The sequence below is a fragment of the Amycolatopsis sp. NPDC059235 genome (assembly GCF_042754125.1).
Taxonomy (GTDB): Bacteria; Actinomycetota; Actinomycetes; order Mycobacteriales; family Pseudonocardiaceae; genus Amycolatopsis; species Amycolatopsis albidoflava.
The window spans coordinates 1-15,088 of the sequence record NZ_JBHZAG010000012.1 but is presented as its reverse complement, the minus strand read 5'-3'; the positions used below and the strand labels follow the sequence as shown (position 1 = coordinate 15,088).

Sequence of the window (15,088 nt, the reverse complement as noted above, 5' to 3'; positions counted from 1 at the left end):
CACAGCCCGGGCCGTGAGAATTGCGGGCATGACGATTGTCGACGCGCCCGCCTCGGTGGGCACGCCACGCTGGGTTCGCCCCGCGGTCGCGGTGTTGCTGCTCGGCACGGCCGCGCTCTATCTCGCCAATGTCGCGATTTCCGGTTGGGGCAACGACTTCTACGCGATGGCCGTGCAGGCGGGCACGTGGGACTGGAAAGCGTGGTTCTTCGGCTCGCTCGATCCGGGCAACGTGGTCACCGTCGACAAACCGCCGCTTTCTCTGTGGATGATGGGATTGTCCGGGCGGATCTTCGGATTCTCCAGTTGGAGCATGCTGGCGCCGGACGCGCTGGCGGGCGTGGGCTCGGTCGGGCTGCTGTATCTGGCGGTGCGGCGGCTTTCCGGTCCGGTGGCCGGGATCCTGGCGGGGTCGTTGCTCGCGCTCACTCCGGTGGCCGCGTTGATGTTCCGGTTCAACAATCCGGACGCGTTCCTGGTGCTGCTGCTCGTCGCGGGCGGTTATTTCCTGGTGCGGGCGCTGGAAAACGCGAGCACGAAGTGGTTGCTGCTGGCGGGCGTCGCGATCGGCTTCGGGTTCCTCGACAAGATGCTGCAGGCGTTCCTGGTGTTGCCTGCGTTCGTGCTCGCGTACGCGGTCGCTGCGCCGACTTCGCTGGGGCGGCGGGTGTGGCAACTGCTCGCCGCGGCCGGCGCGGTGGTGGTTTCCGCGGGCTGGTGGGTGCTCGCGGTGGCGTTGTGGCCGGTGGCGGATCGGCCGTACATCAGCGGGTCGACGAACAACAGCGTGCTGGAATTGGCCTTCGGGTACAACGGACTCGGCCGGATTTTCGGACAGTCGCACGGCGGGGACGCGAAACCGAAATTGCCGGAGTTTCCCGGCGCTGAGCATGGCTTTGGCGGCCAGACGGGCTTGACTCGGTTGTTCACTCAGCAATTCGGCGGCGAGGCGTCCTGGCTGTTGCCCGCGGCGTTGATCGGGCTCGTGGCCGGATTGTGGTTCACCCGCCGAGCGCCGCGCACTGACCCCGCGCGGGCGGCGTTGCTGCTGTGGGGCGCCTGGACGGTGATCAGCACGCTCGTGTTCAGCTACATGAGCGGGATCATCCACCCGTACTACACGGTCGCGCTCGCGCCGGGAATCGCCGCCACCGTAGCGATTTCCGCGACCGAACTGTGGCGCGGCCGCGCACACCTGGCCCCGCGAGTGGTGCTCGCGGTGATGCTGGCGGCGACTGTCGCGTGGAGTTTCGTGCTGCTGCACCGGACTCCGAACTGGCAGCCGTGGGTGCGGTACACCGTGCTGGTGCTCGGCGTTCTAGGCGTGGTCGCGCTGCTGATCGGGACTGCACGCCGAGCCGTCGCGGCGCTGGCGATCATGGCTGCACTGTTCGGGATGGCGTCTTTCACGGTGGCTACCGCGTCGACGGCGCACACCGGCGGAAGTCCGGCGTCCGGGCCGCAAAGCCAGCACAAGGGCCGCACCAGTTTCGGCGGGCCCCAACAGTCCAATGTGGAGCTTAACCGGCTGCTGGAGAACACGACGACTAAGTGGGCCGCCGCCGAAACCGGTGCGATGCAGGCCGCCGGGCTGGCTCTGGACAGCGGCAAACCGGTGCTCGCGGTCGGCGGCTTCAGCGGCAGTGATCCCGCGCCGACGCTCGCGCAATTCCAGCAGTACGTGACGAGCGGCGACATCCACTATTTCGTCGTCGCCTCGCGGGGCGGCCGCGGCGGCCCTGGCGGCAGCCGCGGCACCTCGGGGAAGATCACGAGCTGGGTCGAGCAGCACTTCCGCGCCACCACGGTCGGCGGTGCGAAGGTGTACGACCTCACTCAAAGCTGACCGAGATATTGGCTCCGCACAAGACAAAACACGGCAGCTCGGCCGGGACGCGCCCGGCGAGCCAGGCGGCCAGCGGTGCCGCGGCGGCGGGTTCGACCACGAGCCGGAAGTCGCGCCACAGCAGGTCGCGCGCGGCGAGGATCTCGGCGTCGGACACCAGCACGGACGTGACGGACGGCGAGTTGAGGAGGCCGAACGCCAGCTCGCCGACCCGAGTCGCGCCGAGCGCGGAAGCGGCGACCGAGTCGATCGTGACGTCCACCGGCTCGCCCGCGGCGAGGGCGGCATGCAGCGCCTGGCAGTGCTCCGGCTCCACCGCGAACACCTGGCGGCCGCCGGACGCCAGCGTCGCGCCGGACGCCAGCCCGCCGCCGCCCACCGCGACGGCGATGGCGTCGACGTCCGGAGCGTCGGCCACGATCTCCGCGGTCGCGGTTCCTTGACCAGCGATCACGTCGGCGTCGTCGTACGCGTGCAGGTAGCGGGTGCCGGGTTCCTCGGCGACCGCCAGCGCGGCTGCCGCGGCTTCGGCGTAGGCCGTGCCATGCCGGATGAGCTTCGCGCCCGCCGCTTCGATGCCGGCGGCCTTCGCGTCGGGCACGGACTCCGGCACGTAGACGACGGCGGGAATGCCCAGCGCCTGCGCGGCGGTGGCGACGCCGAGGCCGTGATTGCCGCCCGACGCCGTGACCACTCGCTTCGGCTTAGGACCGCTGAGCAGGGCGTTTACCGCGCCGCGGAGCTTGAACGAACCGGACCACTGGAGGTGCTCCAGCTTCAGGACGAGCGGACGACCGTCGATTTCGGTGCGTAACAGCGGCGTCCACCGGACGTGTGGTCGGAGGCGCAGATGGGCAGCGGCGACGTCGGCGGCGACAGGCATGGCGGGCATATCGGCCATTGTCCTCTCGGGCGTACCGGCGTGCGTGCCGCTCGCCGGGAAAACCCCAGCGTGTCAGGGCGCGACACGGTACAAGAGGGCATTGTCTAGATCTTGCGGATCTCGCTAAGCTCTGCGCAGACGTGGGGTGTCCGACCATGTGCGTACCGCGACAAGTACTACTGAGAGTAGTAGCGTCCTGCGGGTGTCCCCGTTCGGTGCACTCCACGCCTCGGTCTCGTCGGGACTCCTCGGGAACGGAAGGTGACGTGGATGCGCGACGGCTCGGCCCGGTCGCACGAATCCGCTGCGCGGCTGCTCGACCGCCTCGGGATCCGCACTGTGCAAGCGCGAGTGACCGTGGTGGTCGTAGCTCCGCTGGTCCTGGTCTTGGCGGCGGCGGTTCCGCTCGTCTTTGCCCAGGTCACCGCCGCGTCGACGGCCGCGACCACTTCGGACGCCGCGGCCCGGGCGCAGCGGGCGGGCGGCCTGGTTGGACAGTTGCAGCGGGAAAGCCTGCTCACCGCGGCTTTTGTCGCTGCTCCGTCGGCCACTAATACGGAGCTTGTCCGGCAGCGGCAGGCGGTGGACGGCGCGGCGCACGGCGTCGCGGACAGCCTGGTCAGCTCGGGTGGAGCACTGTCGAAACTGCGGCAAAACTCGCTCAATCGTCAGGTTTCCGTAGCCGATGTGGCGTCTGGCTACGATTCCCTGTCCATTGGGGTGATCGACGCGCTGGGACTGGCCACTTCGGACGGTACCGGCGCTCGGCAGCTCAACGCCCTCGACGCACTGCTGCGCGCGGACGAGCAGCGAGCGGCAAGGGCGACCGCGCTGATCGCGTCCACCGGAGCTGATCGCGCAGGTCAGCGCGCTGCCGTCTACGGAGAACAGTTCGCCCGGTTGGCCGGGAACCAGGACGCGGCACAGCTCGCCGTGGTCGAGACTGGGGCGACGGCTCAACAGCTGGACCGGCTGGCCGCCGCGCCGCGGCAAGACCGGCAGTTTGTGTCCGATGTGGTCACTGCCGGTACACAACTCGCCGATCAGCGCGGCGCAGTGGAAGCCCGGCTCTCCGGTGCGATCGCCGACGCCGCTGCCGCGAAGGCGTCCAGCGCGACCCGGACGGCGTTCCTCATCGGCGGCGCCGCGATTGTCCTTTTCGGACTGGTTGCCGCATTGTCCGTGCTGGCCGCGCGATCCGTCGTCCGGCCGCTGCGTCGGCTCAGCACGCAAGCGCGCTCGACCGCCGACCTCGCTGCCGCTGAATTGGTTCAGGTCGCCGAGCCGGAATCGGGTCCGCCGCAACCGTTGCTGCCCGCTCTCGACGCCGGAACCGGCGGCGAATTGGCCGAGCTGGCCGCCGCGTTCAACCGGCTCCGCGGTTCCGCGGCGGAAGCGGTCACCGAGCAGGCGAACGCACGCCGCGCCGGTGTCCAGCTGCTCGTCGGAGCCGCCAAGCGCACGCAGAACCTGGTCGCGGGCCAGCGCACGGTGGTCGAGGAATTGACGCGCGGCGCGGATGATCCGGTGTTGCTCGCTGGGCTGCATCGAGTGGAGCACGCCGCGCTCCGGCTGCGCCGCACTGCCGACGATCTGCTTGTGGTGACCGGAAACCGGGACGAAACCCGGGTCGGCGGTCCGATCGAACTGGCCACCGCGTTGCGTTCGGCCGCCGCGGAAATCGACGACGAATCCCGGATCCGGCTCGACGACCCGGCCGAGGCGCTGCTCGCGCCGTCGCTGGGGATCGACCTGGTGCTGCTGTTCGCCGAGCTGCTGGAAAACGCCGCCGCGTTCTCGCCGCCGGAATCCGCGGTCGAGATCTCGACGGAGTTCCAGCCGTCCGGCGATCTGCTGGTGCGCATCGCCGATCACGGCGTCGGGCTGTCCGAGGAACGGTTGGCGCAGGAGAACCGGCGGCTCGCCGAACCGGTCGACGCGGCGTCCGGACAGCAGCTCGGCCTGGCCGTGGTCGGACGGCTCGCCCAGCGGCATTCGCTGCGCGTCGAGCTGGAGTCCACTCCGGACGGCGGCGTGACGGCAAAGGTCTCGGTACCGCAGGCGCTGTTCACCCGCGACGTCGATTTCCGTCGCGGGCCAGGGCTTTTCGAACCGGGACAGGTGCCGGATCCGCGTCCGGTGCTGCTGCCCGCGCCCGCGATCGCCGCACTGTCCGCGCCGACTCCGGCCGGGTTCCGGTGGTTCATCGACCCGCCGGAGCCCGAAACCGAAGAGCCGGAGCAGGCCGAGACGCCGGAATGGCCGGACGCGGAACCGGAGTTCGCCTCGCGCGCCGGAACGCTGGAACTGCCCGACGAGCCGGAGGAAACTGAAGAGTCCGAAAAGGACACTTCGGAAGCGCAGGACGTCACGGACCCGTCCCCGACTCACCAGTTCACCGTGGTGCAGCCGGAATCCCGCGACGGCGTCTACCGCCGCGTCCCCGGTGCCCAGTTGGCCCCCGGGCTCAAACTGCCGCAGATCGTCCGCACCCCGTTGCCGCGCCGCGAATTGCGCGATCCGGCTGCCGAGCGGGCCACCTTCGACTCGTTTTCCGACGGCGTCGCCAAAGCACAGCAAGTCACCGCTCAGCAGGCCGATCAAGGAGGATCATGACCGTTCCCGCCGCCGCGCAGAACTTCAACTGGCTGGTCAACCGCTTCGCGCTGCACACCGCCGGCGCGATCGCCGCGCTCGCGGTGTCCGCCGACGGGCTGCTGATCGCCGCGTCGCAGGACCTCGACCGCGCGGACGCCGACCGGCTCGCGGCGACCTGCTCGGCGATGCTCGCGCTGGCCCAGAGCGTGTCCGAAAGCCATCCGCTCGGCGATCCGGACAAGGTCGTGGTCGAACTGGAACGCGGCTACCTGGTGGTCTGCACCATCAGCATCGGCTGCTCGCTCGGCGTGCTGGCCAACAAACAGGCCAGCCTCGGCACGATCGCCTACGAGATGGCGATGTTCGCCAACCGAGCGTCCGAAGTCCTTACCCCCGCGCTGGTCGAGGAGTTGAAGAACACCGCGTTCGCCTGACCCGTGAAGATTCTCGTGCTTGGCCCGGCCGGAGCCGGGAAAACGACGGCGGTGCACGCCGTTTCGGAGATCGCGCCGGTGCGCACCGACGCGGGCGACACGACCGCCGCGCTCGACTTCGGAAGATTCGGCGAGGGCGAGCGGCGGCGGTACCTGTTCGGCGCGCCGGGGCAGGCCCGGTTCTGGTTCCGCTGGCCGGACCTCGTGCGGGGCGCGGACGCCGTGCTCGTGGTGGTCGACCCGCGCCGGATCGCCGACGCCTACCCGGTGCTCGACGCGGTCGAAGGGCTGCGGCTGCCGTTCGTGGTCGGGGTGAACTGCTTCGACGGCCTGCTCACCCGGCCGCTGCACGACGTGCGCTGGGCGCTGACCGTGCGCGACGGCATCCCGGTGCATCCGTTCGACGCCCGCGACCCGGCGTCGGTGCGGGAAGTCCTCGACCTCGTCGGAGCCGGGGTGGCGCGGGGGTCGCGGGCGCCGCAACCGAGTCCGCTATAGTCGTCTGCGGGGACCCCCCGTGGCGTCCACCCTGTGAACTTCCCCAGGGCCGGAAGGCAGCAAGGATAAGCGGGCTCTGGCGGGTACGGGGGGAACCCGCTTTTTTTGTGCCCTAGAACAGGCCGAGGACGTCGTCTGGTGGCGTCGGCGAGGGCAGTTCCTCCGCGTCGGACACCGGGGCGGCCTTCCCCCGAAGCTGACGCAGCTCGTCCCCGTGCACCACCCGCGCCGGATACGGCGAGGACGCCGCGCGCCGGGTCAGTTCCGCCGTCGGCAGTTCGAGCCGCGAGGCGGCCAGCACGAGATTGCCGAATCGCCGGCCGCGCAGCACGCTGGGCTCGGCGAGCAGGACGACGTGCGGAAACACTTCCGCCAGCGTCGCGAGGAACCGGCGCGCGAACCGCAACCCGGGCCCGTCGGAGATATTCGCCAGCATCGTGGCGCCCGGCCGCAGCACGCGGGCGACGTCCGTCACGAATTCGACGGTCGCCAAGCCGCCGGCCAGCGTCGCGCGTTCGAAGGCGTCGATCACGATCAAGTCCGCCGTCGCGTCGTGCCTGCTGCGCACGCCCGCGCGGCCGTCCTCGATCCGGACCCGCAGCTTCGGGACGCCGCGCAGCTCAAGATGTTCGCGGACCAGGTCGATCAGCGGCTCGTCGGCGTCGAACACCAGCTGCCGCGAACCCGGCCGGGTCGCGGCGACGTAGCGCGGGAGAGAACAGCCCGCGCCGCCGACGTGCAGCGCGTCGAGCGGGCCGGGAGGAAGGAAGTCGACCAGATCGCCGAGCCGGCGCACGTAGTCGAACTCCAGATTCGTCGGGTCGTCCAGATCGACGTAAGACTGCGCCACCCCGTCCACCGAAAGCATCCACGCGTTGGGCCGATCGGCGTCGCGCAGCAGCTCGGCGGTCCCGAACCGCACCGGGTAAGTGCCCGGTCGCGGGCCGCTCGGCGCACGGCCGCGACCGGAACGGGAGGGGCTCACCGTGCTCACTGTAGTCTCGGGCACGTGGCTCTCGCGCTGTACCGGAAGTACCGTCCGGCGACCTTCGCCGAGGTCGTCGGCCAGGAGCATGTGACCGAACCGCTGCGCACGGCGCTGGCCGCCGGGCGCATCAACCACGCGTACCTGTTCTCCGGGCCGCGCGGCTGCGGCAAGACGTCGAGCGCGCGGATCATGGCCCGCTCGCTCAACTGCGCCCAAGGCCCGACCCCGGATCCGTGCGGCGAGTGCAACTCGTGCCGCGCGCTCGCGCCGGAAGGCCCCGGCAGCGTCGACGTCACCGAACTCGACGCGGCCAGCCACGGCGGCGTGGACGACGCCCGCGAACTGCGGGACAAGGCGTTCTACGCGCCCGCCGAATCGCGCTACCGCGTGTTCATCATCGACGAGGCGCACATGGTCACCACGCAGGGCTTCAACGCCCTGCTGAAGATCGTGGAAGAACCGCCAGAGCACCTCATCTTCATCTTCGCCACCACCGAGCCGGACAAGGTGCTCACCACCATCCGCTCGCGCACGCACCACTATCCGTTCCGGCTGATCCCGCCGAACTCGATGCGGGAACTGCTGGAGCGCAACGTCGCCGCCGAGGGCGCGACGGTCGAGCCCGCGGTGTACCCGCTGGTGATCCGCGCCGGCGGCGGTTCGGCTCGCGACACCCAGTCGGTGCTGGACCAGCTGCTCGCCGGCGCCGGCCCGGAAGGCGTCACGTATCCGCGGGCGATGGCGCTGCTGGGCGTCACGGACACCGCGCTGATCGACGCGGTGGTCGACGGGCTCGCGAACGACAATCCCGCCGAAGTGTTCGGCACCGTCGAGAAGCTCGCCGACGCCGGACACGATCCGCGCCGATTCGCCACCGACCTGCTCGACCGGCTGCGCGACCTGCTGCTGATGCGCGCGGTCCCGGAAGCGGGCGAACGCGGCCTGGTCTCCGCGCCGGACGACGAGCTGAAGCGGATGACCGAGCAGGCCGAGAAGCTCGGCCCGGCCACGCTGTCCCGCTACGCCGACATTGTCCACAATGGACTTCTCGAGATGCGCGGCGCGACATCGCCGCGGCTCGTGCTCGAACTGCTCTGCGCGCGGATGCTGCTGCCGTCGGTCACCGAGGCGGAGAAAGCCTTGCTGGCGCGGATCGAACGGCTTGAGCGGCGTCCGGCTGGTGCGCCCGCTCCGGCTGGCCCGGCTGGTCCCGCTGTCGCCCCTGGTCCTGCGCCTGCGCCTGCGCCCAATGCCGGTCCCGCATCTGCCCCGGCCGCTGCCGCTGCTCCGGCGGAAGCTCCGGCCCGGTTCCAGCGGCCTTCACAGCGTCCGGCTCAGGAAGCTCCCGCCGCACCGGCACCGGCCGCGACCCCGGCACCGGCTCGTCCGGCTGCGGAGGAACCCGCGCGTCCTGCGCGTCCGGAGGTCAGCCGTCCGGCCGCTCCCGTCGAAACACCTGCTCCGGCCGCCGCCGCGCCTGCTCCCGCTCCCGCGCCGGAGGCTCCGGCTGCTCCGGCCGCGGAGGAAGCCCCGGCGGCGGGCGGCGTCGACGCGGCCAAGGTGCGCGAGAAATGGCCGCAACTGCTGGCGTCGCTGCGGAAGTTCACCGGCGGTCGCGCGCTCGAAGCCATGCTCACGCAGGCCGCGGTCGCCGAGGTCGACGGGTCGGCGGTCACGCTGACGCACAAGTCCGAACCGCTCGCCCGGCGGCTGAGCGACCAGGGCAACGCGGGCAAGATCGCGGCCGGGCTGAGCGAGGTGCTCGGCGGCGAATGGCAGGTCCGCTGCGTGCACGGCGCGGCCCCGGCCGCCGCTCCGGCGCGGCAGGCTCCCCGGCAGCAACCGGCGGCGCCGGCTCCGGAACGGTCGTTCACGCGTCCGTCCGCGGCGGCCCAGCCCCCGGCGGCCGCCGCCGCGCCTCCGGCCCCGCCGAAGCCCGCGGCGGAAGCGCCGAGCCGTCCCCGCGTCACCACGAGCGAGCCGGACATCCCGCTCCCGCCCGAGCCCTCGGACGAGGACGACGACATCTACTCCGAGGACTCCAGCCCGGTCCCGCCCCCTCCGCCGCCGCCCGCGGAGGAGGACCCGGAGCAGATCGCGCGCAAGCTCCTGTCGGACCACCTCGGCGCGCGTCCGCTGGACTGACCGCCTCGTGAGTGCCGGTTAGAACCGGCGCCAACACTCACGAGGCCGTGCTGCGAGGGGCCCTCTCTCGAACTTGGCTTCCAAAGCCGGGCACCTGGGGCGGCAGCGCCATGCGCGGCGGAGTCGCGTGGCCTTGGCCGCCGCAGCTCTTGCCACAGGCGGATTTGCCGTCCGTGAGGGGAACCCTGAGGGAATCAGAGTCCCTCAGGGTTCCCCTCACGGACCTCGCCCGGGGCAGTTACCGCACGAGCCGCACGTTCAGCGGGTGCTGTGTCGGTGGCGTCTGCGCGGTCACCGTCCGGGTCGCGGCGTCCCAGGTCCAGGCTCCGCTGCGACGACCGTCCACGTACACCGCGGACGGTGCGGTCGCGTTGGTGAATCGGACGGTCCACGCCCGCTGCGTGCTGCCGATCGCGAGCGTCGCCGAGTGCGCGTTTTCGGTGTAGCGCAAGGAAGTCGAGGTGCCCTGCTCCTGGAGAGTGAACGCACCGTTGTGGCCGCCAGCCACGGTGGCGGTCGCGGCGGTGAGCGGTCCGTCGCCGGTAACGGTGCCGCTGCGGGTGACCATGATTCCGCCCGAGCGCACGAATACCGGCATCGTGTCCAAACCGGTGGTGATCTGCGCGGTGGTGCCGCCTCGGTAGGTCTTGCCGGTGAAGTAGTCCGTCCAGTCGTTGCCCGGCGGGAACCAGACGCTCGTGGTCGCCGTGCTGCCCGGGCTGGTCGCGGGAGCCACGAGGACGTCCGGGCCGTACAGGTATTCGCCGCCAGCCTGGGCGTACGCCTCCTGCTGGTCCGGATATTGCAGGTACAGCGGGCGCACGATCGGCATCCCGGTCGCGGTGGCTTGCTGGGCGAGCGTGTATGTGTACGGCACGAGATTTTCGCGCAGGTTAAGGAATTTCGTCGCCGACGCGTCCGCAGCGGCTCCGTACTGCCAGGGCAACCGGTCGCTGTGGTTGGAGTGCAGGCGATCGATCGGCTGGAACGTGCCGAGCTGCACCCAGCGGGCGTACAGGTCGTCGGGCAGTTTCGTGCTGCCCGGCTCCGTGCCCGGCTGCTGCAAACCGCCGGTGTGGCCGCCGATGTCGTGGCTGATCGAAGCCAGGCCGGTCGCCGCGGATTCGCCGGGCGTGTAGCCGACCTCGAAAGCCAGTGTGGCCCAGTCGGAAATCGTGTCACCGGTGAAGTGCAGAGTGGTGCGTTTGTCGGCCCACGGTCCGGTCGGCACGGCTGTCGGCGAGCTGTATCCACCGGCTTGCAGCGAGCCGTATGCGCGGGAGAACGCGAAGCCGCCGCGCTGTGCGTACTGCTGGTTGATCCACGCGTCCGGGGTGACTCCGGCGAGGCTGGATTTCGAGGCGTCGCAACACCAATCGAGCCACCAGACGTCGTTGCCCTGCTGCTCCATCGGCCGGTGCAGGTCGAAGTAGGCCCGCAGCTGGTCGGGGTCGCCGAAGTCGAAGACGTAGCAGTCCTTTCCGCAGCTGGGCTGGAGTTTGCCCTTCGCGGTCGCCTGCGCGGCCGGGAACTGCGGGTCGTCGCCGCGGATGCTGGGGTGGATGTTCAGCGACGTGTGCAGGCCCTGGTCGTGTGCCCACTGGAAGAACGCCTTCGGGTCGGGAAAGCGGGTCGGGTCGATTTCCCAGCCGTTCCACCGGTCCGGCGATTTGAAGTCGGTGTCGACGACGAGCATGTCGAGCGGCACGTGCTGTTCGCGGAACTTGGGCACGATCGTCTGCCGGAAGTCGGCGGCCGTGCGGTCGTAGTACTCGGAGTACCAGACGCCGTAGGCCCAGCGGGGAAGCAGCAGTGACGGTCCGGTCAGCTGGGCCAGCTCCTGCAGAGCGCGGCCGTAGTCCTGGCCGTAGGCGAAGACGTATCCGTCCTGGTAGCTCTCGCTGCTGGGGCGTTGGGTGACGACCTTGGTGTTCGGGTCGTACAGGGCCGAGGCGGTGTCGTCGAGGAGGGACCAGCCGTCTTGGTAAAGGATTCCGGGTGCGGAAACCGCGCTTCCGTCCACGCCGTCGAGACCGCGCCGGTAGCCACCGAGCGGCGCGTGCGGGGCCAGCAGTGCCGAATGCGAGGCGGTGATGGCGACCGTGTCGAGGTTGACGTGGCAGGTCGCGTCCGGGCAGGACAGCGTGACGGTGTTGGTGCCAGCCTTGAGCTTGACCGGGATTGTGTTGGTGCGCCACGAATTCCAGCTGCTGGTCGACGGCAGGGTGAGGTTGTTCGAGGTGCCGTTGGTTTGGAGCGTCAACGAGGTTGGCTGGGTTTGGCCGGATACGGCGATCGCGTCGGCATAGCGGAGTTGCAGATTGTAGGAACCGTCGGTGGGGACGCCGGTGATCGTCAGCGCGTCGGACGCACCGGCTCGTTCCATGCCTGCCAGGAAGGCTTTGCCGGAGTGTCCGTCGTGGTCGCTGGCCGGGTGCGCGCCGCCGGACAGGGCACCTTGCTCGGCCTCGCACAGGGTGCCGAAGGTGCACGGCGTCGGTGCGGGCGGCACGGGCTGCGGGTAGGCGGCACCGGTGTTGACCACGGCGAGGCTGTCGATGTTGACGTTCCCCGAGTCGGCGGTGCCGCGCTTGACGGTCACCTGGTGCTGCCCGGCAGGAAGGGTGAGCGGCACGGTCGCGAGGGCCCAGGTGTCCCAGTCAGCGGTGGCCGGAAGGGTGATGGTGCGTGCGTTGGCGCCATCCACGAGGACGCTGAGGGTGCGCGTGGTGTGCTGGCCGTCGCCGCCGGTTCCGTTGGCGTAGCGCAGATCCAGTTGCTGATCACCGGGAGCGGTCGCGCGGAAGGCCAGGCTGTCGCCGGGATTGATGAAGCCCGCCGCGAAACCGTCGCCCGTGTAGCCGCGGTGGTCGTTGGCCGTGCCCGGGCCGTTGAGCTGCAGTTGTTCGGCCTCGCAGAGCGTGCCGAACGCGCAGAGCGGAGTCAGCTTGCCCGCCCACGGCCGCGCGGTGACGTCTTGGCCGCCGGTGCGCAGCTGGACGGTCAGGTTGTCGTCGGAAAACGCGCCGGAGTCGAGCTTGTAGCGCAACTGGACGGCGCTGGTCCGGATGGTCAGCCACCCGTTGCGTTTGGTTGCGGTGTAAGGGGTTTTGGGGAAACTGCCGCGACCGATCGCGTTGAACGTGCCGGCGTCGACGAACTTGGCGTCGCCCGCGTACTCGGTCCGGATCAGCGTCGGGGACAGGACTTCGAACCGCGCTTGCCCAGCGGTGACCGCCGGTGGAGCGGCCTCGGCGACTCCCGTCGACACGAGCGTGCCCGCCATGGCTGTTACGGCCAGCAGCCGCACCAGTCGTCCTCGGAGTGATGTTGCCACCGGCGCCTCCTCGAGAAGTCCCCAGCGACGGTAAGTCGGGACCGATCAAGAAAGAAGGCGGTGTCCGGTGTTCTGTCCGCTCAGTAGCCCTTTCGGCTCTCTGCGTCAGGCGCTGGCCAGGTACGCCTCGATCGCCTTCGCGATGGCCTGCGCGTAGTGCGCCCGGCCCGCCGCCGACGACATCTGCCCGGCCTCGTCGGCGTTGCGCATGTTGCCGCATTCGACGAGCACGGACGGCCGGGTCGACAGGTTGAGACCGGCCAGATCGTTTCGTGGCGAAAGTCCTGCCGAACCGATGTAAGTGGAGGTGGCGAAGCCGTCGTCGCGGATTCCGTCGCGCATGGTGCGTGCGAGCTTCAGCGACGGTTCGCCCTGCGCCGCGTTCAACGGCGGCGCTGAGTACGCGACGTGGAAGCCGTGCGCGGTCGGCGAAGTGGAGCCGTCGGCGTGGATCGAGACCACCGCGTCGGCGTTCGCGTTGTTGCCGATCTGCGCGCGCTCGTCGACGCACGGGCCGACGCCGGAGTCGTTCTGCCGCGTGTAGACGACCTTGATTCCCTTGGCCGCCAACGCATTCCCGACCTCCTGCGCGACCGCGAAGGTGAACGCGTGCTCGGGGTAGCCGGCGTTGGTCGACGTGCCGGTGGTGTTGCACGGCTTCGTCTGCCCGCGCCCGGCGGGCACCTTCCGGTTGATCTCGGCCGGGTTCGAGGCGTTGCCGCCGTTGTGGCCGGGATCGAGGACCACGACCTTGCCCGAGCCGACCGGCGGCGCCGCGGACGTCGAAGGCGGGCTCGAAGACACCGGCGGCGGGCTCGACGGCGGGCTCGGGCTGGGGGCCGCCGAGCTGGTGGCGTTCGACGTCGGCGCGGCGGCAGGTGAAGCAGGCGTCTCGCCGCCGCCGGAACACGCCGTGAGCAGCATCAGGCCGGTCAGCAGCGGGAGTGTCTTCGCTCGCACGCGACCACGGTGCCACAGCACACGCGTGCCGCCAGGACGGACGCGCCGGGCGCGCGGCTAGGCTGGGGAGGAACACCCAAACGCGGAAGGACCGAGTGCGATCATGGTGCAACCCGGCGGCGGCGGCTTCGACCTGTCGCAGATCATGCAGCAGGCCCAGCAGATGCAGCAGAAGCTGGTGGAGGCCCAGGAGGAACTCGCCAACACCGAGGTCACCGGCACCGCGGGCGGCGGTCTGGTCACCGCGACGGTGTCCGGCGACAGCCAGTTGAAGAGCCTCGTCATCGACCCGAAGGTGGTCGACCCGGAAGACGTCGAAACCCTGGCCGACCTGGTGGTCGCCGCGGTGCGCGACGCGTCGGCGAGCGCGCAGAAGCTCACCGAGCAGAAGCTGGGCCCGCTGGCCGGCGGCCTCGGCGGCGGCATGCCGGACCTCGGCAGCCTCGGCTTCGGCGGCTGACACTTGTACGAAGGTGTCGTCCAAGACCTGATCGACGAACTGGGCCGCTTGCCCGGCGTCGGTCCGAAGAGTGCCCAGCGCATCGCGTTCCACCTGCTGGCCGCTGACCCCGCGGACATCGCGCGGCTGCAGGACGTGCTGGGCAAGGTCAAGGAAGGCGTGCAGTTCTGCGAGATCTGCGGCAACGTCTCGGAACAGGAAACGTGCCGGATCTGCCGCGACGAACGCCGCGACCTCACGGTGATCTGCGTGGTCGAGGAGCCGAAGGACGTCTTGGCGGTCGAGCGGACTCGCGAGTTCAAGGGCCGCTATCACGTTCTTGGCGGCGCGTTGGATCCGTTGTCGGGGATCGGGCCGGAGCAGCTGCGGATGCGGCAGTTGCTGCAGCGCATCGGCGAGGCTGATGTTCGGGAGATCATCATCGCTACGGATCCGAATACTGAGGGGGAGGCTACGGCCACTTACCTCGTGCGGATGCTGCGCGATTTCCCAGGGCTGTCGGTGACGCGGCTGGCGTCGGGGTTGCCGATGGGCGGGGATCTTGAGTTCGCGGATGAGTTGACTTTGGGACGCGCGCTGTCTGGGCGACGAGCGTTGTAAGAGCTTTTCGGCAGGGAAGGACGCGGCCGTAGTGCCGTGTCCTTCTTTGTGTGCTGGGATACTCGGGCGATGAAGCCGGTGGGGAAGGTCAGGTCGTTCTTCTTTGTGGGAAGAGAGGGACCACCGAGGTCCTCGGACTGAGGGGTTTGGTGACTGGCCTCGAACGACTGTGGGCCGGAATGGCCTGGTTGGTCGTGAGCTTTCGTGCCGAGGGGCTGGCGGCGCGTGCTCTAGTTTTGATGTTAGGTCGCCAACTGTGTTTTTGGCGTCGGCTTCGCCGCCGCGGGCGGGATCGCCTTTAAGTCGGCGTCTGACGGAGCTGCGCGCCCGGCCCGGGGG

Annotated in this window: 11 protein-coding genes and 1 other RNA gene; 8 read left to right on the top strand and 4 right to left on the bottom strand. The window is 70.1% G+C overall.

What is annotated here, in order from left to right; all coding sequences use genetic code 11:
- Positions 1-28 precede the first annotated feature (28 nt).
- Complete coding sequence (locus ACFXI3_RS10970) at positions 29-1,846, top strand: ArnT family glycosyltransferase (RefSeq protein WP_378399397.1); 1,818 nt, start codon at positions 29-31, stop codon at positions 1,844-1,846.
- Here ACFXI3_RS10970 and ACFXI3_RS10965 read toward each other — a convergent pair.
- Complete coding sequence (locus ACFXI3_RS10965) at positions 1,833-2,738, bottom strand: serine/threonine dehydratase (protein ID WP_378399396.1); 906 nt, start codon at positions 2,736-2,738, stop codon at positions 1,833-1,835. The genes ACFXI3_RS10970 and ACFXI3_RS10965 overlap by 14 nt on opposite strands.
- A gap of 261 nt (positions 2,739-2,999) precedes the next feature.
- On the opposite strand from ACFXI3_RS10965, the gene ACFXI3_RS10960 reads away from it, so the two are divergent.
- From ACFXI3_RS10960 to ffs, 4 genes are all read left to right on the top strand, one after another.
- The gene (locus tag ACFXI3_RS10960) at positions 3,000-5,345 is read left to right on the top strand and encodes an ATP-binding protein (protein ID WP_378399395.1); all 2,346 of its coding nucleotides are present in this window, start codon (positions 3,000-3,002) and stop codon (positions 5,343-5,345) included.
- A complete protein-coding gene (locus tag ACFXI3_RS10955; RefSeq protein WP_009084595.1) occupies positions 5,342-5,761 on the top strand; it encodes a roadblock/LC7 domain-containing protein in 420 nt (139 codons plus the stop codon). Before ACFXI3_RS10960 ends, ACFXI3_RS10955 begins: the two co-directional genes overlap by 4 nt.
- A gap of 3 nt (positions 5,762-5,764) precedes the next feature.
- Positions 5,765-6,259 carry an ATP/GTP-binding protein gene (locus ACFXI3_RS10950; RefSeq protein WP_344265976.1) on the top strand — a complete coding sequence of 165 codons (495 nt, stop codon included), beginning with the start codon at positions 5,765-5,767 and terminating at the stop codon, positions 6,257-6,259.
- A gap of 5 nt (positions 6,260-6,264) precedes the next feature.
- Positions 6,265-6,364: signal recognition particle sRNA small type (gene ffs / locus ACFXI3_RS10945), an RNA gene on the top strand.
- A gap of 7 nt (positions 6,365-6,371) precedes the next feature.
- Here the strand turns inward: ffs and ACFXI3_RS10940 are convergent.
- Positions 6,372-7,181: a spermidine synthase gene (locus ACFXI3_RS10940; protein ID WP_378399482.1), complete on the bottom strand. Its 810-nt coding sequence runs from the start codon at positions 7,179-7,181 to the stop codon at positions 6,372-6,374.
- Between the two features lie 87 nt (positions 7,182-7,268).
- Here ACFXI3_RS10940 and ACFXI3_RS10935 point away from each other — a divergent pair, with 87 nt between their 5' ends.
- Complete coding sequence (locus ACFXI3_RS10935; protein WP_378399394.1) at positions 7,269-9,392, top strand: DNA polymerase III subunit gamma and tau; 2,124 nt, start codon at positions 7,269-7,271, stop codon at positions 9,390-9,392.
- Between the two features lie 238 nt (positions 9,393-9,630).
- Here the strand turns inward: ACFXI3_RS10935 and ACFXI3_RS10930 are convergent, their stop codons facing one another.
- Together ACFXI3_RS10930 and ACFXI3_RS10925 are read right to left on the bottom strand one after the other, a co-directional pair.
- On the bottom strand, positions 9,631-12,729 hold the full coding sequence (locus ACFXI3_RS10930) for a TIM-barrel domain-containing protein (RefSeq protein ID WP_378399393.1): 3,099 nt from the start codon (positions 12,727-12,729) through the stop codon (positions 9,631-9,633).
- A 105-nt stretch (positions 12,730-12,834) separates the two neighbouring features.
- Positions 12,835-13,653 carry an N-acetylmuramoyl-L-alanine amidase gene (locus tag ACFXI3_RS10925; RefSeq protein WP_378399481.1) on the bottom strand — a complete coding sequence of 273 codons (819 nt, stop codon included), beginning with the start codon at positions 13,651-13,653 and terminating at the stop codon, positions 12,835-12,837.
- Between the two features lie 139 nt (positions 13,654-13,792).
- On the opposite strand from ACFXI3_RS10925, the gene ACFXI3_RS10920 reads away from it, so the two are divergent.
- Both ACFXI3_RS10920 and recR read left to right on the top strand, forming a co-directional pair.
- A complete protein-coding gene (locus ACFXI3_RS10920) occupies positions 13,793-14,149 on the top strand; it encodes a YbaB/EbfC family nucleoid-associated protein (RefSeq protein ID WP_344265967.1) in 357 nt (118 codons plus the stop codon).
- A gap of 3 nt (positions 14,150-14,152) precedes the next feature.
- Complete coding sequence (gene recR, locus ACFXI3_RS10915; RefSeq protein WP_043834546.1) at positions 14,153-14,749, top strand: recombination mediator RecR; 597 nt, start codon at positions 14,153-14,155, stop codon at positions 14,747-14,749.
- Positions 14,750-15,088: the final 339 nt, after the last annotated feature.